The sequence below is a fragment of the Bifidobacterium sp. KRGSERBCFTRI genome, assembly GCF_025908335.1.
Map to the genome: position 1 here is coordinate 2739731 of NZ_CP109653.1, position 22084 is coordinate 2761814.

Consider the following 22084-nt stretch of genomic DNA (forward strand, 5'->3'; position numbering starts at 1 on the left):
GGAACAGCGTACCATCGGACGGGCCCTCGGCCGGTCACGCCTGGAAGACGTCCGGATGCTTCGGGTCGCCCGGTTCGTCGGCGAGCACACCCTCAAGGCCGAGAAACTCCTGCCAGAATTCCAACGAATTGCCGTATGGGATGGCCTGGCTTCCGCGCGCCTGCAGGTTCGCCTTGGCCTCGAACACGTCCTCCTCGCGGATGCCGTCGAAGTAGCTTTCCAGTCGGTCGAGATTCGTCGGATCGTAGAACAGCGAGCCGATGATTTCAGTAAGCCGCTCGGCGCGGGCCACCGGCAGCGAATCCCAGTGGCGGAATTCGATGAAGTTCTTCAAACGCACGTCGTTGAAGTGCGTGGAGATCACATGGTTGATCTCGTACGCGTTGAGCTCGCGGTCCGGGTACACGTCGTTCGCGTTCTCGTAGAACGCCGGATGGTGCAGATCGGTGCCGGGCACCGCCAGCGCTTCGGGCGTGTGCGTCAGGTCGGCGAACATCATCGGCGTGGACAGCACGTCCACCGCGTAATCCTCCCAACCGAAACGCGGATCGAACAGGCCAGGAATGACGTTCGTGCGCTGGAAATCGAGATAATCCCACATGCGCTGGCGTAGCGGCGGATAAGGATTCTCCCCACCTTCGAAATACGGAGTGTTACGGAAGAACCATGCCAGAATCGGGCCGATCACCGTGCCCAACCGCAGTTTGGCGATCGCGTCCTGTTCCGAAACGTAGTCGATGCTGACCTGTGTCGAAGCGGAGCAACGCATCATGCACGGACCGAACTGTCCGACACGTCCCAGGTAGGCGGTCATCGCCTTGTATCGGTCCTTCGGATTGACGGGAATGTCGGCGTAACTGGATTTCGGTTGGTAACCATAGTTGACGAGTCGGAAACCAAGTTCTTCGAGGATGGGGTCGACTTCGCGGCGGAACGCGCCGTACAATGTGGCGAGCTCCTCCGGCTTGTGCAGGATGCCGATGGACGTTTCCAACTGTCCGCCCGGTTCCAAAGATACGGAGATGCCGTCACGGGCGAGTCCGACCAGTCGCCCGTTTTCCCAGTATTCCTTGTTTTCGTCGTAATACGGGCGGATGCGGTTGAACAACGCTTCAATGCCGTTGCTTTCGTAGTAGGTCACCGCGGTATCGTCGCTGTTATGTACCGGCAGGTGTTCGATTTCCACGCCAAAACCGCCGGTGCCGCGCTGTTGGCAGCCGGATTCGAAGAATTTGATAAGGCTTTCCACATGCTTCGGATTCGGCTCGGTCAGCAGGTGCGCGTACGTGATCTTTGGCGTTGTCATAGTGGCCATCCTAACGAAAAGCGCCATTCGCAACGCAGGCTACGCTATACGGAAAATCGATAACCGACCATCATTCCCCATCGATTTGGCTGGCGATTTGAATGCCGATTCGACGACCATCGATTTTACGATCGCCGAATCAGCCGTCGATTTGGCGGCTCAGATACCGTCGAACCGACGTCGGAAAGTTTCCCAACGTCGGTTCGACGGAAATAAGAATGGCGATTCAAGCGGCCTTCTCGCTGTTGCGCGCCTCTTCGGCTGCGCGGTGCGCCTTCTTGGCCGCGGAGATCATCAGTTTGATGCGGTTGAGCTGGTTGGCTTCCGAAGCGCCCGGATCGTAATCGATGGACACGATGTTGGCTTCCGGATGCAGTCGGCGGATCTTGCCGAACATGCCTCGGCCTGTCACGTGGTTCGGCAGGCAGGCGAACGGCTGCGCGCACACCACGTTCGGACATCCCGATTCGATGAGTTCCAGGATTTCCGCGGTCAGCAGCCAGCCTTCGCCGGCCTGCACGCCCACGGACGTGACCTCGTCGGCCTTCTTGACCAGTTCAGGCATCGGCAGATCCTGCGAAAACTTGCCGTGAGCCAGATCGATCGCCTCGCGTACCGGAGCGTTGTACAGGTCGAGGCCCTTGCGCATCAGCGCATAGCCGATCTTGCTGCCGCCCATGCCGAGGTAATGCTCGTTCCAGTCGGAAATGTACGGTCGGGTGGTCATGAATTCCATGATGCCCGGCACCACGGCCTCGCAATCCTGCGATTCGATGACATCGACCACATGGTTGTTGGCGTCCGGCTGGTACTTGACGAGGATCTCGCCGACCACGCCGACGCGCACCTTGCGCGGCTCGTCCTTCAACGGCAACGAGTCGAACGACTTGACGATTTCCTTGACGAGCGTCGGATACGGCAGGTATCCCTTGCCGATGAACTTGCGCGCCGTCTTGGAACGACCGTGGTTTTCGAGCGTCTCGCGCACGATGGTGTCCCACGTTTCGTACAGCTTGTTCGCGCTGCCGGGGGTCACTTCGTACGGGCGCACGCGGTACAGGCATTTCATCAGCAGGTCGCCGATGATAAGCGCCTTGACTGCACGGTGCAGCAGCGCCGGCGTTGCGGTGAAGCCCGGGTTGTCCTCGATGCCCTGCGTGGAGATGGCGATCACCGGAATCTGCGGATAACCGGCGTCCACCAGCGCCTTGCGGATCAGGCCGAAGTAGTTGGTGGCACGGCACATGCCGCCGGTCTGCGTGATCGCAAGCGCGGTGTGGTCCGGATCGTATTTGCCTTCCAGAATCGCGTCCACGAGCTGGCCGATGACCATGATGGCCGGATAGCAGGCGTCGTTGTTGACGTATTTGAGGCCAGTTTCCACGTCCTCACGGCTGGCGTGCTCCAGAATGTCGAACTTGTAGCCGCCGGAGCGGATGACGGATTCCACCAGAGAGAAGTGGATCGGGCTCATCTGCGGGGCCACGATGGTGTAGTCCTTCATGTTCTTGCCGAACGGGATGCGGTTCGCATACTTGGACAGGGTCGCCGAGTTGTGTGCGGACGCGCCCTTGCCATTTGTCTGCGTTTTGGCGGTTTCTTGCGATTCGCCCTTGCCGTTTTCCGCCGCGCGCTTGGATGCGGCCGTGACGGCTTCGGTGAGTTTCGGATTGGCTTTCATGACGGTGTCGAGCATGACCTGGCGACCGGGGGTCGGCGCTTCGGTGCCGGTCTTGCGGAATCCGTCGTTCTTCTTGTTGCGTTCACGCTCTTCGACGGCGGCCTTGAGCGAGCGCAGACGGATTTTCGCCGCGCCCAGGTTGGAGACCTCGTCGATTTTCAGCATGGTGTACACGTCGGCCTTGTCCGCCAGGATCTCGGACACCTGGTCGGTGGTGATGGCGTCGAGGCCGCAGCCGAAGGAGTTGAGCTGCACGAGCTCGAGTCCCGGATAGGAGGCCACGAAATGGGCCGCCGCGTACAGACGCGCATGGTAGGCCCACTGGTTGGTGACGCGCAATGGCATCTTGGTGACCTTGCGGTCGTCGACGTGGCGGAAGCCGTTCGCGTTCTTCTTGCGGGGATCCTCTTCGCCTTCGGCGAGGAATTCGCTCAGGTTGAGCTTCTCCCCCGGCTGCAGTTCGCAGATGGAGTCTTCGGACAGCACCACCATGCCGAGCGCGCAGATGGTTTCCGGAATGCCGTGGTTGATTTCCGGGTCGACGTGGTATGGGCGGCCGGCGAGCACGATGCCCTTGCAGTCGTGTTCCTTCATGTAGGCGAGGGCCTTGAGGCCTTCCATCTGCACGTCGTGCTTGAACACTTCGTTTTCGGCGTAGGCGGCCTTGACCGCGGTTTCGGCTTCCTCGCGGGTCACGTTGGCCCAGGCGAATTCCTCGACGATGCGGTCCACCATGAGCTCATGGTTGGCCATGTTGAAGTACGGGCGCATGTAGCGCACGCCTTCCTCGCGCAGTTCGGGCATGTTCGCGCCGATGACCACCGGATAGTTGGCCACGACCGGGCAGTTGTAGTGGTTGTCGGTGTTGGGAACGAAGTTCTCCTCATAGCTCACGCACGGGTAGAAGATCGTCTTGATGCCCTTGTTGAGCAGCCACTTGATGTGGCCGTGCACGAGTTTGGCCGGGTAGCAGATGTTTTCGGAGGCGATCGATTCGATGCCGGTTTCGAACAGTTCGTGCGAGCTGCGGCCGGAGATCATCACCTTGAAGCCGAGCGAGGTGAGCAGCGTGAACCAGAACGGGTAGTTCTCGTACATGTTGAGCACGCGTGGAATGCCGATTTCGCCGCGGGTGGCCTTCTTGTCGGTCAGACGACGGTAGGCGAAGCAACGCTTGTATTTGTAGTCGTACAGGTTGGGCCTGTCGGAACGCTGCTTCTTGGAATCGCCGCCGCGTTCGCAACGGTTGCCGGTCACGTAGCGGGAGCCATCCTGGAACGTGGTGATGGTGAGCTTGCAGTGGTTCTGGCATAGCTTGCACACGTCGCGTTCGGTGGTCATGGACAGGTTGTCGAGGTCGCTGCCGGACACGATGCTGGATGCGGTGTGCGTGACGCCGTCGATGTCGACGGTCTTGCCTCCGTCGGCGTCCGCGTCACCATCGTCGAGTCCGTCGGCGATGTCGGTGTAATGCATGCGCGCGGTCAGCGCGGCACCGTATGCGCCCATCAGGCCGGCGATGTTCGGTCGGGTCACCTCACGTTCGGTGAGCAGCTCGAAGGCGCGCAGCACGGCGTCGTTGAGGAACGTACCGCCCTGCACCACCACGGTGTCGCCCAGCTCGCCGGAATCGCGCAGCTTGATCACCTTATACAGCGCGTTGCGCACCACGGAATAGCACAGGCCGGCCGCGATGTCCTCCATCGAGGCGCCTTCCTTCTGCGCCTGCTTGACGGAGGAGTTCATGAACACGGTGCAGCGCGAGCCCAGGTCGACCGGATGCGTGGAGTTGAGCGCGGCCTGCGTGAATTCCTCAATCGTCAGTCCCATGGACTGCGCGAACGTCTGCAGGAACGAGCCGCAGCCGGACGAGCATGCCTCGTTGACGGCGATCGAATCGATCACGCCGTCGGAAATCGCCAAGTATTTCATGTCCTGGCCGCCGATGTCGATGACGGCGGTAACGCCCGGCGAGACCATTTCCGCGCCACGATAGTGCGCCATGGTCTCCACCACGCCCTCGTCCAGGTGCAGGCCGGTGGTGATGAGGCCTTCGCCGTATCCGGTGGCGCAGGAGCGTGCTATCCACGCGCCTTCCGGCAGCTGGCTTTGAATCTGCTTGACGATGTTGACAGCGGCCGTCAGCGGGCTGCCTTCGTTGGTGGCGTACGACGACCATACGATTTCGCGGTCGTCGTTGACGAGCGTCGCTTTGATGGTGGTCGATCCGGCGTCGATGCCGAGGAAGTGCGGACCTTGCGCGCCTTCCAGCGTGCCGATGTGCACATGCTCGCGGTGGTGGCGCTTGTTGAACGCCTCACGGTCCGCTTCGGTCGGGAACAGCGGAGGCATGGTGGGGGTGTTGGCCGGCAGATTCTTCAGGTCTTCAAGGCTTTTCAGAATATCGGCGCAGGTGCGTGCTTCGAAATGCTGGCCCTCCTCAAGCTGGTCCGGTTCGCCGGCGAGCAGCGCGGAGCCGAACGCCACGTACAGGTGCGCGTCGGTCGGCACGATGAATTCGTCGACTTTGTCTTCGAGCGCGCGGTGGAACGCCTCGCGCAGTTCGGACATGAAGAACAGCGGACCGCCCAGGAAGATGACGGTGCCGTGGATTGGTCGGCCGGACGCCAGACCTGCGATGGTCTGCGTGGCGACCGCCGTGAAGATGGATGCGGCCAGATCGGGCTTGGCCGCGCCGTCGTTGATGAGCGGCTGAAGATCGGTTTTGGCGAACACGCCGCAACGGGAGGCGATCGGATAGAGCGTCTCGTAATGCTTGGCCATGTCGTTGAGGCCAGCCGCGTCGGTGTCGAGCAGGGTGGCCATCTGGTCGATGAACGCGCCGGTGCCGCCTGCGCAGGAACCGTTCATGCGCTGTTCGGGAGTCGGCTTCAGATATGTGATCTTGGCGTCCTCACCGCCAAGTTCGATAATGACGTCGGCTTGCGGATATTCCTCGTCGATGGCGCGGGTCTCGGCGATGACCTCCTGCACGAACGGCACATGGAGATTATCGGCCAAGGCAAGGCCGCCGGAACCGGTGATGGCCAGACGAATCGGCTCGTCGCCGCGGCCACGGGCCTCAAGTTCTTTGTGGATGTCCTCCAGCAGGCCCGCCACGGTGGCACGCACGTTGGCGTGGTGGCGACGGTAATCGGAGAAGAGCACCGCGTCGAGCGAATCGGTCTGATCGAGCACCACGGCCTTCACCGTGGTGGAACCGATGTCAAGACCTACGCGCAACGGCTTCGTATCGCAGGTGTTGTCTGCGGTAACTGCTGCTTCGACCATGTACTGTACCTCTATCGTTCTCATCCGCCGGGTTGCGTCCGTGCCGACACGAACGCCCTGCCCCGGTTATCCAAGTATGTAATGGTAGTCTGTGCCCCTGCCTAATTCGGCACGGTATCGCATAAAGCGCACGACACGACGCATAATTAGACAACGAATATAGTCAGCTTGCCTAATTCCAACCGTCCGTACACGAACCGTTCAAAACCATTCAGGAAGCCGCCCCCTCCCCCGCAGCGCGGTCCTTGCCGTAGATTTCGGGAATGAACCGCGTCTGATCGTGTAGTTCCGACCACAGCACCACCTGCCCGCTTTCCAACGACTTGGGCACATCGATGATGCGCTGGTTGGAGCTGCCGCGAAACTGCAGCAGCGAATCGTGCAGATCCTTGATATACCGGCCATCCACGAGAATATCGATCTGTTCGAGCAGTTCACGCTTGTCGGGGCTTTCGCCTTCGCGCATGAGCTCCTCCCACGTGTAGCCCGTCCAGCACCAGATGTCCTTGGTGCGGCCGAACCGCTCCCGGATCTTGCGTGAAAGCGGCAGCAGCACGCCGGTGTTGAGCAGCGGCTCGCCCCCGAGGAAGGTGATGCCCCGCACGTACGGCAGGCTCAGATCGGCCATGATCTGAGCTTCGAGCCGGTCGTTGTATTCGTGGCCGGCGCGGAAATCCCAGATCGACGAGTTGTAGCAGCCTTCGCAGTGGAATGGGCAGCCGGAGACGTACAGCGAGCAGCGGATTCCCTCGCCGTCGGTCATGAGGAACCGCTTGTAGTCGGCGATCATGTTGTGGCTCATCGCGTTCGTCCATTGTCCGGCGCGCGGGTTGCTGGCGCGGTTTGTCGGAATGAACGGCCCGCGGCCGGTTTCGCCGGCCGCGAAATCACGGCGAGACACAGCGGGATCGGCGCTGCTTACCATACGTTGCTCCTGAATTGCCTGTTGTTTTGCGATTATTGCGATTGATTACTTGGCTTCCTCGAACCATTCGCGTTCGGAACCGTCGTCAAGGGTGACATGGCCGGTTTCGCCGCTCATGTGCTTGACGCGGTGCGCGATTTCCTCATGTCGGCCGTGCACCATCGGGCGCTGCACCGGATTGCCGAGGTAGCCGCAGGTGCGCTTGGTCACGTTGCAGCGGTCCGGGTCGGAGTTGCCGCATTCGGGGCACTTGAAGCCTTCTTCGGTCGGTTCGAAGTCACCTTCGAAACCGCATTCGTAGCAACGGTCGATTGGCGTGTTCGTGCCGAGATAGCCGATGCCGATGGTGTAGGCGTAGTCCCACACCGCTTCGAGCGCCTTCGGATTGGCCTGCAGGCACGGGAATTCGCAGTAGTTGATGAAGCCGCCGGACGCGTAGTACGGGAAGTCCTTCTCGTAGTCGAGCTTCTCCATCGGCGTGGGCTGCAGCCACACCGGGTAGTGGAAGGAGTTGGTGTAGAAGTCGTGGTCGGTGACGCCGTCCACTTCGCCGAACTTCTCGCGGTCCATGCGGTTGAAGCGGTCGGTGAGCGATTCGGCCGGCGTGGAGTACACGGAGTAATGGTAGCCTTCCGCGGTGCTCCAATCCTTGCACAGCTCGTTCATGCGCTTGACGATGGACAGGGCGAATTCCTTGCCTTCCGGATCCCAGTCGTGGTCGCGCATCCAGTCCTTGCCATAGAACACGCTGGTCGCCTCATACAGGCCGATGTAGCCGAGGGACACGGTGGCGCGTTCGTTGCGGAACAGCTGATCAACGCTGTCGTTGGCGCCGAGACGGCCGAATGCGCCGAAGCGGAACAGGGTCGGGGCGTTGACCGGAGTGGCCTGCTTGCAACGCATGATGCGGAACTGCAATGCCTGATGGGCGACGGTCATGCGCTCGTCGAAGATCTTCCAGAAGCGGTCCTTGTCTCCGTGGGATTCCAATGCGATGCGCGGAATGTTCACGGTGACCACGCCGAGGTTCATGCGGCCGTCCTCGACATCCTTGCCGGTCTTCGGGTCGATCCAGCCCTGCAGGAAGGAACGGCAGCCCATCGGCGCTTTGAAGGAGCCGGTGATCTTCACGATGTTCTCGTAGAAGATGACGTCCGGGTACATGCGCTTGGTGGCGCATTCGAGGGCCAACTGCTTCAGGTCGTAGTTCGGGTCGCCCGGATCGGCGTTCACACCGTGCTTGATGGTGAAGACGAGCTTCGGGAAGATGGCGGTGTGATGCTCGGAACCAAGGCCGCGGATGCGGTTGAGGAAGATGGCGCGCTGGATTTCGCGCGCGAACCAGTCGGTGCCGAGACCGAAGCCGACGGTCACGAACGGGGTCTGGCCGTTGGACACACGGTTGGAGTTGATCTGGTATTCCATGGTCTGCATGGCGTCGTAGATGGCCTTGCGGGTCTGGATCTTCGCCCAGATTTCACGCAGCTGCTGCAGACGGTCGGACGTCTTGTCGAACGGCTCGTCCATCGGCAGTGCCGGACGATCCTTTTCGAAGTGCAGGCGCTTCGGCTCGACGGCCTTGGCCATGCGCACCTGACGTTCGGCGATCTCAATCGGCAGATCGTCGGGCATGATCTCGTGGGCCTGCTCAAGGAACTTGTCGTAGTCCTTCTTGGCGTATTCGGCGAAATGCTCGTCGGCGCGGTTGGCGGTCTGGCCACCGTACTGGCTGGAGGCCACGTCCTTCATGATCTGGGTGATCTGCGTGGCGGCGATGGAGATACTGTTCGGCGAACCCATCGGGGCGTTGCCGAGGGTGAAGCCGTTGGCGAGCATATCCCAGTAGTTCGGCAGCGAGCAGTTGGACTGCGCGGTGAACGGCGAGTAATCGGCGTCGTGGAAGTGGATGTCGCCCTTCATGTGGGCGTTGGACACCGCGTCCGGCAGCATGGAGAAGGCGGATGCCTTGGACACCGCGCCGGCCAGCAGGTCACGCTGGGTGGAGTAGACGTTGGAGTCCTTGTTGGCGTTCTCACGCACCAGCGCCTCGTCGCGGTCCACCAAGCGGCGCACGGCCTCGTTGATGTCCGTGGCCTTGGCGCGCTCGATGTCCTTGTTCAGACGGTAGTTGGTGTAGGTGCGGGCCACGTCGTACAGATGGTCCTCGATGAGCCCATGCTCCACGAGGTTCTGGATGTCCTCGATCTTCGCCGGACCGTTGTAACGGTCCTTGATTTCGGCCTCGACCTGATTGGCGATGTCGCGAATCAGCCGTTCCTCCTGAGGACCGATTTTCTTGTCGAGGTCGGCGAAAGCCGATTTCACCGCGCTGATGATGTTGATCGGATCGAAATCGACCACACGCCCGTCGCGCTTCTCGACAAGCACCTTGACCATTTCCGGCGCGTTCTCGGTTTTGGTCGCAACGCCTTCCAGAGTCTGGGTTTCCATGTATATTTCCTTTCCGGGCCGGACCCATCCGGCCAGGTTTCATGCTTCGTCCGCATGCCCGTTCGTACCTACAGATGCACACTCTACGCCAAGGTTGGCACTAAATGTAGTGTCACCACGCCGCTAGAGAAACTATATATTCTACTTTTGGCGAGATTTCGCCATTTTTTGCCTTGTGTGACAAAAGTAACGATTTCATCTCGGAGTGTCGTTTTGACACAGCCCCACACACCGTACTATCTTCACGCACGGAGCATTCGCAACACTCGAACATATGTTCCATTTGTCCGCAAGATGATGGAATCTTGACTTATGACTTGGAACCCGGATTACAACCCACCGACGGCGCAGCGGACGTCGAAGCCGCTGCCCCGTCTGGCGTCGGAAACCACCGCCGACAATCCTTGGCCGGTGAGCCTGCTCAGCGAGAAGTTCTACACGGCGGTCGAACGTTGGCCCTCCGTATGGGTGGCCGGGCAGATCACGCAGATCAACACGCGTCGTCAGGGAAGCGCCTACATCACGCTTCGCGACGACCAGCAGGACATCGCTATGGAAGTCAACGGCTTCGGACGGTTCGCCGCGGCGGCGGCGCCGTTTGTGCAGGGCGACCGTGTCATCATCCACGGCAAGCCGAACGTGTGGATGAAGCGCACGTCGCTGTCGTTGCGCGGCGACGCGATCATCGCGGCCGGCGCGGGCGGCAGCCTGAAGGCCATGATCGACGAGCTACGCAAGAAGCTTAAGGGAGAAGGTCTGTTCGACGCCGATCGCAAGAAGCCGTTGCCAGAATTTCCGCATTGCATCGGCTTGATCTGCGCGCCGCAGGCACGTGCGGAAGGCGACGTCATCACCAACGTGCGTCTGCGTTGGCCCGTCGTCGGCTTCAAGGTGACGCATGTGCACGTGCAGGGCGAGCAGTGCCCGTCGGACGTGGTGGCGGCCATCCGGCAGCTGGATGCCGATCCAGATGTGGATGTGATCATCGTGGCGCGTGGCGGCGGCGCTTTCGAAGATCTGATTGGCTTTTCCGATGAGAACGTGGTGCGCGCCGCGGCGGCGGCCCACACTCCCCTGATTTCCGCCATCGGGCATGAGGACGATTGGACCCTGCTGGATTTGGTGGCCGACCTCAGGGCCTCCACGCCGACCGACGCAGCGAAGAAGGTCGTGCCGGACGTGCATGAGCAGATGCAGCTGATTCAGGTGAACCTGGACCGCATGCGCGTGCGCATCGACGCCACCGTCTCCAACGAGACCAGGCTTATCGAAGGCTACGCGAACCGTCCAAGCCTCACCCAGCCGCTCACCATGTTGGAACCGCATCAGCGTTTCCTTGATGACGCACGCACAAGAATGCGGATCGGTCTGACCCGTATTCTTGACGACGCGAGCCTGACCATCGAGAAAGCGCACGCGTCGCTGACCGCGCTGAGTCCGCAATCCACGCTTGACCGCGGGTACGCGGTGGTGCAATGCGCCGACGGGCATGTGCTTGACGACGCGGACAAGGTGAAGACGGGCGACCAGCTGACCATGACCTTGAAGCACGGCATCGTCGTGTCTGAAGTGAAAACCGTAACGAAGGAGTAGCACATGAGCAACGAAGCAGCACCGGCATCCAGCCTGACCGACAAGGAACGCGAAGCAATCGCGCAGATGCCATACGAGGAGGCGCGCGACAAGCTCATCCAGGCCGTGCAGGCGTTGGAGGCGGGCGGCCTGAACCTCGACCAGTCCATGCGGCAGTGGGAGATCGGCGAGGCGTTGGCCAAGCGCGCGCAGAGCCTGCTTGGCGAGGTCCGAGCCAAGCTCGACGCCGCGCAGGCCGAGCAGGCCACCGCGGCCAACACCGCAGGAACGCAAGACAATCTGGCCTGAGCATCCGTCGCGGCACAGCCGCTCCCCTCACCTACGGACGTTCCACCGGAACGTCCGTCAAACGGCTTGAGCCCGAACAATCAGGTCCGATTACCCGTCATGTCGAGTCCATATTGTGTGTACAATGGTGACTCGTTGCCTCAGTAGCTCAGTGGATAGAGCACTTCTCTCCTAAAGAAGGTGTCGTAGGTTCGATTCCTATCTGGGGCACTTTTTCATATCCCCGTACATTGTCGGCGCGCACCGCCATCGGCAGCATCCAAGATCAATCGCACGTCCGCAATCCGGACAACACCATCTCACCGCCACCCTCCAGCACAGGCACAATGAGCATCCCTCTGTTATAGTGGCAAACGGATACTTAAGCGGTTGAGTGAATGTATCCAAAAGGTTCCCCCTTCTGCTATGGAAGCATCGGAAAGCAACCGCACAACCCATACATCACCTTTGGAAGACCAAGGGATCAGCATGCAAGACATACCATATTCCTCTATTGTGGAACGGCTGGCGCACACGAATCCGGTAGGACAGTTGCCCGGACCGCTCTCCTACAAGCTGCTCGACCAGTTCACCATGCCGATGCTGCCCACAGAACCGCAATGCACGAACGTCATCGCCTGCATCCGATATTCGAATAACATGCCGGTCGTCACCGTCTAGCCGCGGACTTAGCCGACCCGCACAATCGCCAGCAGCGCCTTGTGGTCGCTGCCGTCCACTTTGACTGTGCGCACCTGTCCGGCCTGCATGCCGGAATCCAGTACGATATGGTCGATTCCGGCGAACGACGGCACGTAATCGACATTCGCAGGCCATGAGAATTTCAATCCCTCGCCGGCCTGACGGGAGGCGTCGGAGAAACGGTTTCCCAGAATGTTGCGGAACGGCGTATGGTCGTACGTCGCGTTGAAATCACCCATGAAAACGTACCGTCGGCTAGTGTCGAAACGTAGTTTCGCCAGTTCGTCGAGCGACCGCTTCCACTGCTGCCAGTAATCGTTCGTCGGCGACGTGGTATGCACGGATACGAAACGCACCTGCGTGGCTCCCCCATTGAACGAAACGGTGCCGCCCGGCATGAACGACGCGCTCGAATCGACATCGTCATCGGAAGGGTCGTCAAGCGGACTCGCCGACCAAAGGCCGTTGCCGTACACGCCGTCCGAACTCGACACCTGCGCATAGGGCAGATACGAGGCGATGCCGGCACGGTTCAGATCGTCCACGAAAGCGTCGGTCGTCTCCTGCAACGCAAGCACCTCGACGTGTTCGCTGCGCACCAGATCCACGATCTCACGCGCATCGGCGCGCCCTTTGTACACATTGCACGTCATCAGCCGCGCGTAGCCGTCATCCGTGTTGACGGTTTCGCCGGACGCCGCCGCGACTGCGGCACGTGGCAGTTTCGAAGGCTGGTAGAAGAACGGATACTGCCAGAACGTCTGCAACGCAATCGCCAGAACGGCCATCACGATGGACACCGTACGTTTGGAGATGATGGCGCAGACGAGCGCGATTACGGCGAGCAGCGTGAACCATGGCACTAGGGAGACGACGATCGGCATATACGGCAACGCCTGCAGTTCTTCCGGCAGCATGTGCGTGACAGTGCCCAGCAGCGCGGCGAGCGCGAATATGAAGGCAATCACCGCGCAGATGAAATTGCGTACGCGATGCGTTTTCGTCTTATTCAGCGTGCGTAGCGGCTTGACCGGTCTCGTTGCGGCCGGTTTTGCTTTAGCCCGATTCGCTTTGGCCGACGCTTGCGATTTGCCCGTTGCCGGCCCTTGCGGCTGGCGTGTTTTTGCCTGAGCCATACCATTCCCTTGTTTTTTCGGAACGCACGTCCGCGACCATCCATGTCCGCCCGTGTCCGTTTATGTCCGTTCCGTTGATGTTCCGACGGTTTCCTTCACGCCTTCGGCTTAGTCGTCGAGGCCGAGCTCGTGGCGGATGCCGTCGATGATGATGCGGCTGGCAGTGGTGCCGCGTTCACGCGCGTTTTCCTGCAGCATCATTTTCAGATCGGATGGAATTTTGAAACTCATGAGCACACGTTCGCCGTTGCCGTTGCCATTGCCACGGCTGCGGGTGTCCTGCACGCTGGTCAGCGGAGCGGTGGACGCTGCCTTCGCACCACCGTTCGGTTTTCTAATGGCCATCAGGCGATCACCTCCTCAAGTTCGCTGTAGACATCCTCATACCCGTTGAGATTGCTGGGGAATGCATGGCCGATTACCTTCTGCATGCCCACCCTCTTGGGTACCGAGGCATCGAAGACGCTGGCACCGCGTTCGCGGATGAGATTGACCGCGTTGCCCGCCAGTTTGTTGTTCTCCACTTTGAGCAGCAGCAGCGCGTACGGCTTGCCGGCCGCGTCGAGGCTTTCCGCGGTTTCCAGCGCGTGGCTGAGTTCGAATGGGCCCTGCGTCGCCGGCACGATCACGAAATCAGACACATCACAGGCCACGTCCACCACGTTGCCGGCCGGCGGGCAGTCGATGATGACGAGTTCGTCATCCGCCATGGTTTTGCGCAGTCGTTTCAGTTTGCCGATATTGGCGGAGTCCACGGTGAACGGCAGGGTTTCGCCGGCGTCTTCGGCGTCGCCCGCCCATGTGGTGGCGTCGCCTTGCGGATCGGTGTCCAGCACGGACACGTTGCGGTTGTGCCGTGCGGCCGCGGTGGCCAACGCCATGGCGGTGGTGGTTTTGCCGCTGCCGCCTTTGAGGTTGATGACCGAGATGATCATGAAGGTTCCTCCGCTTCGACAATCAATTTATATAAGACGTATATACTTTTTATATATTGGATAGACGACAGTCACGCTGACGGCGTAACGGCATTGGCAATGTAAAAAATAGCGGCGACGCACTCTTGCCAGTTGCTTTGACGGGTAACGAAAAATCCCGAGGAGCTCAGCTCAACTCGGGATTCGAAAAGAGTAAACGCGGCGACTTGCTACTCTCCCACACCCTCTCGAGTGCAGTACCATCGCCGTGCTAGGCCTTAGCTTCCGAGTTCGGAATGGGACCGGGCGTCTCACCTAGGCTATGATCACCGCAAGAGAAAACAATACGCGAACATGCGGCAATCGGCAAACTTCGGCGTGTCGCGCACTGCAATCGCATTCCCCAATCGCCAATGATCGCCAGTAATCGCGCGAATGCCGGCAATCGCAATGCATATGCGCTACAGTCGAAGCAATGCCGCAACAATTGCGGCGTGCTTACGAAAGAAGGCCAGCAATGACGATCGCCTCCTGCGGTTCCGTTTCCGCAACCACTTTGGGTCTGCCGAATTCCACTGCGATTCCCGCCGAGAAGGCGAGGCTGCCGAAAGGCCTGTTCGTGGCGAAGATTCCGGTTTCCGCCAAAACAAAGCAGCGATTGGCGAACGACATCGAATCAATCACCATGCTGTCGCTGCTGCAGGCGCGCAACACGAAGCTTGCCGCCGGTACGCGCGTGCCGGAAATACTGGTGATCGGCCTGCGTTTGCACGAACCAAACGCCGCCGTTCCGACGGATATCGTCGAATTGATTGCGATGCAACGCAAGTCGGGCATGCTGTTCGTTTGCGTACGCGACGCCGATTTCGAAGGTACGACGCGTCAGGAGTGCGCGTTCGCCGTCCGTCGAGCGCTGCCGGCACGTGCCGGGCACACGACCACATCCAAGGTGTTCGCTTCCGATTGGCAGCCGGCCGGCGAGGCCACGCTGAACGCCACGGATCCGGCGGTCGATTCCATGGACGCCTTGTGGGAGTCGCTATGCTCGCAGGTGATTCTGGACGACCCCTCCCCCATCGACGTGAACACGCGTCTTGCCCGACGCATGCAGATTGCACAGCTCACCGCGCAGGTCGACAAGCTCACCCGCGACCATCAGCGTGCCAAGAATCCCGAACAGCGCAATGAAATCTACGCGAAACTGCACAAGATGAAGCGCCAGTTGGAGGAACTGCAAGGGCAATAATACCGCCATAATACAAAGCTCGGCTGTAATCGTTGTGATTGCATGCGATTACAGCAACCGCAACGCCTATAGCCGAGCCGTAAGCGAGGTTTGGCAACGTGACCAAAGCGCGCTCTCAACAACGCGCCACAGCCGCGAAGCCGCTAGAAACCAAGTCTGGTGCGGCCGAACTGGTCAAGCCAGCGCAGAATCGCGCCTTCACGCAGCGCCCACGGGCAGATTTCGATTTCCTTGACGTCAAGCGCCTTCATGATCTCATCGATCACCAGGCCGCCGCCGACGATCTGATACGTGCGTTCCGGCGTGACGCCCGGCAATGCGGTGCGCTGGTCCGGGGCGATGGCCGCAAGACGCGGTAGCCAATCCTCGAGCTGGTCGATCGTCATGATCGACGTGTCCACACGGCCCGGTTGGCGCATCACCGCACCGGCGAGACGGGCCAGGGAGCGAATCGTCTTCGACGTGCCCACGGCATGCATCGGATGCTTCGACTTGGGGAACGCCTTGACCATTGGCTCGAGGATCTTGCGGATGTTCTTGCGGGCAGCTTCCAGATTGTCATCATCCGCGACGCCGCTTTCCGGCAGGAACTCGCGCGTCACGCGGCCTGCGCCGGCAGGAACGGACAGTGCGACTGTCGGATCCTCGTCGGAGCCCATGGCCACTTCGAGCGAGCCGCCGCCGATGTCGATGACGAGCAAACGGCCGGCATCCCAGCCATACCAACGGCGGGCGGCCAGGAAGGTGAGTCGGGCCTCATCCACGCCGGACAGCACGGTGACCGGCTGGCCGATGGCCTCTTCGATCTTGCGTAGGATCTTGCCTCCGTTCGGCGCTTCGCGTAGTGCGGAAGTGGCCAGGACCAGCAGCTGGGTGATTTCGTATTCTTCGGCGAGTTTCATCGCCTTTTCAACCGCGCTGAGCAAGGCTTCGATGCCTGCTTTTTTGATGCTGCCGTCATCTTTGAGATACTGCATCAGGCGAATGGTGCTTTTGGTGCTGGCCTCGGGCTCGGGGCGCGCGCCCGGAGCCGCGTCGACGATGAGCATGTGGACGGTGTTCGAACCGATGTCAAGCACGCCAAGTCGGGTGGCGTGCGAATGCAATGTAACCATGGTTCACAGCTTAATAACTTAAGCGATTAACCTATTGCACGACATGCCTTGATAACCTTTGCAAATATGCCCACCCTCGGAAAGGAGGGTGGGCACCCAATAATCACAGTGCGGGAAACGATTGCATCGGCGTGAAAAATCGCGCTTCAGGCATATGTTTCAGCCGAATATCTCAACCACGCACCTCAGCCACGCACTTTGGCTACGAAATCACCGAGTCGCTTCAATCCTTCGCGCAGGGCTTCGCGGGAAGCCGCGTACGACAGGCGCACGTGCGTATCCGCGGTGGCCTCGCCGAAATCGCGGCCAGGCGTCAACGCGATATGCGCTTCCTTCAGCGCACGTTCGCAGAACGTCCACGCGTCGAGACCGGTGCCGGAAATGTTGAAATACGCATAGAACGCGCCATTCGGCTCAACCTCCAGCGGCAGACCGATCTCGGCCAGACCGTCCACCACAATGCGGCGGCGCTCCAGCAGTTCCTGACGGCGTTCCTCGCACACGGCCAGCGTTTCCGGCGTGAAGCAGGCGAGCGCCGCATGCTGGGTCGGCGTGTGCGCGCACAGGAAGAAGTTGGTGGCGAGGTCGTCCATGGCTTCGAGCGCGTATTCGGGCACGACCATCCAGCCGAGCCTCCAGCCGGTCATGCCGAAGAACTTGGAGAAGCTGGAGCAGACGATGGCGTCCGGATCGCAGGCCAGCACGGATTTCACGTCGGATCCGTCCGGTTCGCGGTCGGCCAGGTCGAGGTAGGTCTCGTCGACGATGCGCCATGCGCCACGCTCACGGGCTAGGTCGCACACGGCTTTCAGGGTGTCGAAGGCGATGGTGGTGCCGGTCGGGTTGGACGGCGAAGTGATCATGACGGCCTTGGTGCGGTCCGTCCAGTATTCTTTGCACAGTTCCGGCGTCAGGTGGAATCGGGTGGCGGCGGACGCCGGCACGTCCACGACTTTGCCGCCGAACGCGCGTACCAGCTCGCGGTTGCACGGGTAGGACGGGTCTGCGATGAGCACTTCGTCGTCATCGTTGACCGTCAGCGCGGCGGACAGCAGCAGTGCCGTCGAACCGCCTGCGGTAATCGCGATGCGTTTCGGGTCGACGTCGACGTGGTGACGTTCCTTATAGAAATCGGAAATCGCCTGGCGCAGTTCCGGCAGGCCCATCGCCGCGGTGTACGGCAGCGGACGGCCGTCATACTGTTCGCGCATGGCGTCACGCACGGCCGGCGGCGCGCCGAAGTCCGGCTCGCCGAGGCTCAGCTTGACCACATCGGTGCCGTTGGCGATCATCTCATCGGCCATGGCTCCGAACACCATGGCGCGGAACGGATTGGCAATCTGCGCGCGCTTCGACAACTGCGGCTGCACGCCATTCTCAACATTTTCCATATTCCTGTTTTTACCACGTTTCGTACAACGCCGCCTGCCGACTGTCATTCCCCGGAATCGTCCGCCTTTCCGGAATCGTCCACGATTTCGCGGTAAAGCCGTTCCAACCGTTCGTCGCGCACCTTCTTACCGAGCTCGCATTCCCACACCACGATGACTTTCCAGCCGTCCGCTTCGAGTTCGGCGCGCTGCCTCGCGTCTCGTTCGTGATTGCGCAGCAGTTTCGCGGTCCAGAATTCGACGTTCGATTTGGGCACGCGTGTGGCTTTCGGACAGCCTTCGTGCATGTGCCAGAAGCAGCCGTTGACGAATATGATCGTACGGTATTTCGGTAGTACCACGTCCGGGTGGCCTGGGTATCGCTTGTCGTTTTTGCGGAATCGCAAGCCTTTGGCAAACAGAAAGCTACGTACCATCCGTTCGATGGATGTGTCTTTGCCGCGGATGTGGGACATGGTGTAGCTGCGCGTGCCCCGCTCGTATTTTTCGGGTTTGCCGGTTTTTCTAGGTTTGCCGGTTTTCTTGGGTTTGCCGGTTTTTCCGGGTTTGGCTGTCTGCCTGCGATGCTCTGCCGTCACGGCTTCCCATTATGGCAAAAGGGCCGATCAATCGTTTTCGCATAACGCGTGCCGCCGTCGCATGTGGCGTACGCTGGTCATTGCAACGTAGCAAACAGGCAGTTCAAAACAAGGAGATTTCATGGCACAGATCAATGTGGCGATTCTCGGCGCGGGCCGTATCGCGCAGAGCATGGCCGAAACGTTGGTGAAAATGGCGGCGGATGACCGGTACCGTGATCTGGTCGCACCGTACGCGGTGGCGGCCCGCGACGGCGAGCGCGCAGCGGCGTTCGCGGCGAAATACGGTTTTCCGGTGTCGTACGGATCGTATGAGGAGCTTGTCGCCGATCCGAACGTGAATCTTGTGTATATCGCCACTCCGCATAACTTCCATGCCGAGCAGGCGATTTTGTGCATGCGCGCCGGCAAGGGCGTGCTGGTGGAGAAGGCGTTCGGCGCGAACACGCAGCAGGCGCGTGAGATATTGGACGTTTCGGATGAGACCGGCATGCTGTGCACGGAGGCGATTTGGACGCGGTATATGCCGTCGCGTGGCATGATCGACGATATCATCGCGTCCGGCGTGATCGGCGAGGTGCAGGCGATCGACGCGAATCTGTGCTATCCGACCACGGCGAAGGCGCGTATCACCGATCCTGCGCTGGCTGGCGGCGCGCTGCTGGACGTCGGCGTGTATCCAATCAATTTCATCGACATGATCATGCATAATGCGCCGATCGCACGTGTTGAATCGTCGATGCAACCGTATGAAACCGGCGTGGACGCGCACAATTCGATGACGTTCTATTACCAGAATGGTGTGATGGCCACCGCGCAAAGCTCGATTCTGTGCCATTCGGACCGTATGGGCGCGGTGTGGGGCACGGAGGGGTATCTCACGTGCCAGAACATCAACAATGTCGAGGCGATTGACATGTTCGACGGCTCGCATGCCGTCACCGCGCATTATGACGTTCCCGAACAGTTGACCGGCTACGAGTATGAGGTGGCATCGACCGCACAGGCCATGCTGGACGGGCGTACCGAATGCGATGAGATGCCGCATTCCGACACGTTGCGCATCATGGAATGCATGGATTCGCTGCGTGCGGATTGGGGTCTTAAGTACCCGTTCGAAGCGTAGCGATGCGATCGATGACGTGGGCGTGACGCGCTCCGCCCACGTTATAATTGCCCCTTGCGGCGGTTTGGAAACGCATGGAAGGAGCGTCATGGAATTGCTGAGGATGCTGAAGTACGTGCTGGGCACGGAAGATGAGACGCAGCAGCCCCGGCAAACGCAATCCTCTGCCAAGAATGCCAACAACGCCAAACCTGCGCGGACCGGACAGACCAAGCAGACGGGACAGGTTGCGCGACGAGTCACGCAACCGCAACTGCAACCGCATGCCACGCCGCAACGTCAATCGCAACGCCGTCAATCGCAGCAACACCAATCGCAACGGCCTGCAAAGCTCACCCCGCAACCGCTGTTGCCAGCCGACCGCATCGACAAAGCGCGTGACATCATCGGCAATATCGAAAAGCACGAATTGAGCGACGAGCAGATCAGCGCGATCGCCGGCGCAGGTCACAACACCCTCGTGCTTGCGGGCGCGGGAACCGGCAAAACCACCACCATCATCGGATATATCGCATGGCTGCTCGCCACGAAGCGCGCCGCCCCCGAAGAGATTCTCGTATTGTCGTTCACCAAGGCGTCCGCGGGCGACATGTCGCAACGCATCATGGCAAGCACCGGCAAAACGATCCGCGCATGCACGTTCCACAGTCTCGGCCTGGAAATCTGCCGTGCGGCCACCATCGCCAACCGTCCCATCATCGACGGCCATGCGTCGAACGCCGTGGTACGAGACACGTTTGACCGGCTGCTCGCACAGAACATCCCCTACCGTCTGCTCGCATTCAAGCTCATGTCGAAGGAGCTGTTCGGCAAGTATGGCGCCGCCGCGAAACGTGAGGATTTCCAACTGCCGACGGATGATTACGCTTTCAACCAGTACAGGCAAAGCCTTGTCGAAAACGCGCAGACCATCATCCAGCACATGCGGCAGAACAATATCGGCATCGACGGCATGCGCGAGCTCAATGAGAGGCGCGGCGGCAAACATATCGGCCGTAATCGTGAGATGCTGCAGCTCGTCGAGCCGCTGTACAACGCGTATGTCGGCAATTTCCGCGCGACCCAGGGCATCGATTTTCCCGGTATGATCACCGACGCCATTCGCTGCGTAAGGCGCGGCGCGTACCGTCACCTGTACAAATACGTGCTCATCGACGAGTATCAGGACATGTCGCGGCCACGTTACGAGCTGATCCGCGCATTGCGTGAGCAGAGCGATTTCACGCTGTTCTGCGTGGGCGACGACTGGCAGTCGATCTACCGTTTCGCCGGCAGCGACATTCATCTGATTCTCGATTTCGCCGATATTTGGCGCGATTGGGGGCCGACACGCATGTTCCAGATCACGACGACGCGACGGTTCCGGCAGAGTCTTATCGATGCGAGCGGCGCGTTCGTCATGCAGGACAAAAGCCTGTACGCCAAGCAATTGCGCAATCCGAGCGACAAGAAGGATTATTCGCTGAAGGCGCTTGGCGGCGCAACGCAGGAGGAGCGCTTCGACGCGATCATCGAGCAGTTACGCAAGCTGCCGAAAACCGCGTCGGTACTTATGCTGGGACGTTACAAAAGCGATCTGAATCTGCTGTCACGCAACGATCGCGACGGATTGTTCCAGATTGACGAGCACACTGGTGGCATTGTGTTCCTTGAGAAGCCAAAGATGGATATCGAGTTCATGACCGCGCATAAATCCAAGGGTCTGCAACGCGACTTCGTTTTTCTGCTGTGCTGTTCCGGCGGTTTGAAAGGCTTCCCGAGCGCGATTCCGGAAGAGCCGCTGCTCGGCCTGCTACTGCCGGAAGTGGAACGCATGCCGCACGCGGAGGAACGCCGGCTGTTTTACGTGGCGATGACGCGTTGCAAAAAGAAGCTGTTTTTCGTGGTGGACCAGTCGCGTCCGTCACGTTTCATGTACGAATTGCACGACAAGATCTGCCCGAACATCTTCCGCGGCGTGAAGCTGCCACCGCAGTGCCCGAATTGCGGTGAGGCATTGCGATTGCGGCACACCGGCTCCGACCCGTCCCGCACGTTCTACGGTTGCACCGGCTTCCCGAATTGCCGGTTCACGCAGCAGTGCAAGTGAAAGAGTGAACGAACAAGACACATACTCCTTTTGTGTCGCACGATTCTATTTTTCGGCTCTTTTTTGGAATCGTGCGACAAACATTCGGCGACACATACCCCCAAACCACGTTTTCCAAGCCAAAAACACATGAAAGATACACTTAGAAGGTATTTGTGGGGTTCAATTTGTGTCACGATTCAAAATTTCACCCCAAAATCGGAATCGTGACACACGTATCACACTCCCTGTCGCATATTTCGCCGCGCATCTACTCAAATTGAGCAAGCAACG

At 60.1% G+C, this 22084-nt stretch carries 16 protein-coding genes, 1 tRNA gene and 1 rRNA gene; 7 read left to right on the top strand and 11 right to left on the bottom strand.

The features are described from left to right. Positions 1–34 precede the first annotated feature (34 nt). The 4 genes from OGI63_RS11815 to nrdD form a co-directional block, all read right to left on the bottom strand. Entirely contained in the window at positions 35–1306 is a 1272-nt protein-coding gene (locus tag OGI63_RS11815; RefSeq protein WP_041777372.1) for a glutamate-cysteine ligase family protein, read from the bottom strand. A gap of 226 nt (positions 1307–1532) precedes the next feature. Further along, on the bottom strand, positions 1533–6278 hold the full coding sequence (locus tag OGI63_RS11820) for an acyl-CoA dehydratase activase-related protein (RefSeq protein WP_041777373.1): 4746 nt from the start codon (positions 6276–6278) through the stop codon (positions 1533–1535). Between the two features lie 211 nt (positions 6279–6489). Further along, positions 6490–7203 (bottom strand): anaerobic ribonucleoside-triphosphate reductase activating protein, encoded by a 714-nt coding sequence (gene nrdG, locus OGI63_RS11825; RefSeq protein ID WP_011743538.1) that lies wholly within the window; start codon positions 7201–7203, stop codon positions 6490–6492. Positions 7204–7248: 45 nt separating this feature from the next. Continuing rightward, positions 7249–9654, bottom strand: coding sequence for an anaerobic ribonucleoside-triphosphate reductase (gene nrdD, locus OGI63_RS11830; protein WP_011743539.1), 2406 nt, complete (start codon positions 9652–9654; stop codon positions 7249–7251). 312 nt (positions 9655–9966) lie between these two features. On the opposite strand from nrdD, the gene xseA reads away from it, so the two are divergent. The 4 genes from xseA to OGI63_RS11850 all read left to right on the top strand — a co-directional run bounded on the left by xseA (position 9967) and on the right by OGI63_RS11850 (position 12195). Next, a complete protein-coding gene (xseA, locus tag OGI63_RS11835; protein ID WP_011743540.1) occupies positions 9967–11247 on the top strand; it encodes an exodeoxyribonuclease VII large subunit in 1281 nt (426 codons plus the stop codon). Between the two features lie 3 nt (positions 11248–11250). After that, positions 11251–11535 (top strand): exodeoxyribonuclease VII small subunit, encoded by a 285-nt coding sequence (locus OGI63_RS11840; protein WP_003811124.1) that lies wholly within the window; start codon positions 11251–11253, stop codon positions 11533–11535. A gap of 137 nt (positions 11536–11672) precedes the next feature. Then, positions 11673–11745: transfer RNA gene (locus tag OGI63_RS11845), tRNA-Arg, on the top strand. A 258-nt stretch (positions 11746–12003) separates the two neighbouring features. Then, a complete protein-coding gene (locus OGI63_RS11850; RefSeq protein WP_229029412.1) occupies positions 12004–12195 on the top strand; it encodes a hypothetical protein in 192 nt (63 codons plus the stop codon). 8 nt (positions 12196–12203) lie between these two features. Here OGI63_RS11850 and OGI63_RS11855 read toward each other — a convergent pair whose 3' ends face one another. From OGI63_RS11855 to rrf, 4 genes are all read right to left on the bottom strand, one after another. Next, positions 12204–13352 carry an endonuclease/exonuclease/phosphatase family protein gene (locus OGI63_RS11855; protein ID WP_011743542.1) on the bottom strand — a complete coding sequence of 383 codons (1149 nt, stop codon included), beginning with the start codon at positions 13350–13352 and terminating at the stop codon, positions 12204–12206. Between the two features lie 108 nt (positions 13353–13460). Further along, on the bottom strand, positions 13461–13697 hold the full coding sequence (locus tag OGI63_RS11860) for a hypothetical protein (protein WP_003811128.1): 237 nt from the start codon (positions 13695–13697) through the stop codon (positions 13461–13463). After that, a complete protein-coding gene (locus OGI63_RS11865) occupies positions 13697–14287 on the bottom strand; it encodes an AAA family ATPase (RefSeq protein WP_011743543.1) in 591 nt (196 codons plus the stop codon). The genes OGI63_RS11860 and OGI63_RS11865 overlap by 1 nt, the downstream gene beginning before the upstream one ends. 196 nt (positions 14288–14483) lie before the next feature. Continuing rightward, positions 14484–14600, bottom strand: a 5S ribosomal RNA gene (rrf, locus tag OGI63_RS11870). Positions 14601–14783: 183 nt separating this feature from the next. On the opposite strand from rrf, the gene OGI63_RS11875 reads away from it, so the two are divergent. Beyond that, entirely contained in the window at positions 14784–15512 is a 729-nt protein-coding gene (locus tag OGI63_RS11875; protein ID WP_011743544.1) for a DUF4391 domain-containing protein, read from the top strand. A gap of 143 nt (positions 15513–15655) precedes the next feature. Here OGI63_RS11875 and OGI63_RS11880 read toward each other — a convergent pair whose 3' ends face one another. The 3 genes from OGI63_RS11880 to OGI63_RS11890 all read right to left on the bottom strand — a co-directional run bounded on the left by OGI63_RS11880 (position 15656) and on the right by OGI63_RS11890 (position 18596). After that, the gene (locus OGI63_RS11880; protein WP_011743545.1) at positions 15656–16627 is read right to left on the bottom strand and encodes a Ppx/GppA phosphatase family protein; all 972 of its coding nucleotides are present in this window, start codon (positions 16625–16627) and stop codon (positions 15656–15658) included. A gap of 185 nt (positions 16628–16812) precedes the next feature. Beyond that, positions 16813–18018, bottom strand: coding sequence for an aminotransferase class I/II-fold pyridoxal phosphate-dependent enzyme (locus OGI63_RS11885; protein ID WP_011743546.1), 1206 nt, complete (start codon positions 18016–18018; stop codon positions 16813–16815). Between the two features lie 44 nt (positions 18019–18062). Continuing rightward, positions 18063–18596 (bottom strand): very short patch repair endonuclease, encoded by a 534-nt coding sequence (locus OGI63_RS11890; RefSeq protein ID WP_011743547.1) that lies wholly within the window; start codon positions 18594–18596, stop codon positions 18063–18065. 121 nt (positions 18597–18717) lie between these two features. Between OGI63_RS11890 and OGI63_RS11895 the strand changes: the two genes are divergently transcribed. Together OGI63_RS11895 and OGI63_RS11900 are read left to right on the top strand one after the other, a co-directional pair. Then, positions 18718–19722 (top strand): Gfo/Idh/MocA family protein, encoded by a 1005-nt coding sequence (locus OGI63_RS11895; RefSeq protein WP_011743548.1) that lies wholly within the window; start codon positions 18718–18720, stop codon positions 19720–19722. 88 nt (positions 19723–19810) lie between these two features. Further along, entirely contained in the window at positions 19811–21811 is a 2001-nt protein-coding gene (locus OGI63_RS11900) for a UvrD-helicase domain-containing protein (RefSeq protein ID WP_113736342.1), read from the top strand. Positions 21812–22084 lie beyond the last annotated feature (273 nt).

What these genes read in the sequence shown, in the direction of transcription:
- OGI63_RS11880 (WP_011743545.1), bottom strand. Translation starts at nt 16,627, where the DNA reads ATGGTTACATTGCATTCGCACGCCACCCGACTTGGCGTGCTTGACATC.
- OGI63_RS11900 (WP_113736342.1), top strand. Translation starts at nt 19,811, where the DNA reads ATGGAATTGCTGAGGATGCTGAAGTACGTGCTGGGCACGGAAGATGAG.
- OGI63_RS11875 (WP_011743544.1), top strand. Translation starts at nt 14,784, where the DNA reads ATGACGATCGCCTCCTGCGGTTCCGTTTCCGCAACCACTTTGGGTCTG.
- OGI63_RS11815 (WP_041777372.1), bottom strand. Translation starts at nt 1,306, where the DNA reads ATGACAACGCCAAAGATCACGTACGCGCACCTGCTGACCGAGCCGAAT.
- OGI63_RS11850 (WP_229029412.1), top strand. Translation starts at nt 12,004, where the DNA reads ATGCAAGACATACCATATTCCTCTATTGTGGAACGGCTGGCGCACACG.
- OGI63_RS11865 (WP_011743543.1), bottom strand. Translation starts at nt 14,287, where the DNA reads ATGATCATCTCGGTCATCAACCTCAAAGGCGGCAGCGGCAAAACCACC.
- OGI63_RS11895 (WP_011743548.1), top strand. Translation starts at nt 18,718, where the DNA reads ATGGCACAGATCAATGTGGCGATTCTCGGCGCGGGCCGTATCGCGCAG.
- nrdD (WP_011743539.1), bottom strand. Translation starts at nt 9,654, where the DNA reads ATGGAAACCCAGACTCTGGAAGGCGTTGCGACCAAAACCGAGAACGCG.
- nrdG (WP_011743538.1), bottom strand. Translation starts at nt 7,203, where the DNA reads ATGGTAAGCAGCGCCGATCCCGCTGTGTCTCGCCGTGATTTCGCGGCC.
- xseA (WP_011743540.1), top strand. Translation starts at nt 9,967, where the DNA reads ATGACTTGGAACCCGGATTACAACCCACCGACGGCGCAGCGGACGTCG.
- OGI63_RS11860 (WP_003811128.1), bottom strand. Translation starts at nt 13,697, where the DNA reads ATGGCCATTAGAAAACCGAACGGTGGTGCGAAGGCAGCGTCCACCGCT.
- OGI63_RS11855 (WP_011743542.1), bottom strand. Translation starts at nt 13,352, where the DNA reads ATGGCTCAGGCAAAAACACGCCAGCCGCAAGGGCCGGCAACGGGCAAA.
- OGI63_RS11885 (WP_011743546.1), bottom strand. Translation starts at nt 18,018, where the DNA reads ATGGAAAATGTTGAGAATGGCGTGCAGCCGCAGTTGTCGAAGCGCGCG.
- OGI63_RS11840 (WP_003811124.1), top strand. Translation starts at nt 11,251, where the DNA reads ATGAGCAACGAAGCAGCACCGGCATCCAGCCTGACCGACAAGGAACGC.
- OGI63_RS11820 (WP_041777373.1), bottom strand. Translation starts at nt 6,278, where the DNA reads ATGGTCGAAGCAGCAGTTACCGCAGACAACACCTGCGATACGAAGCCG.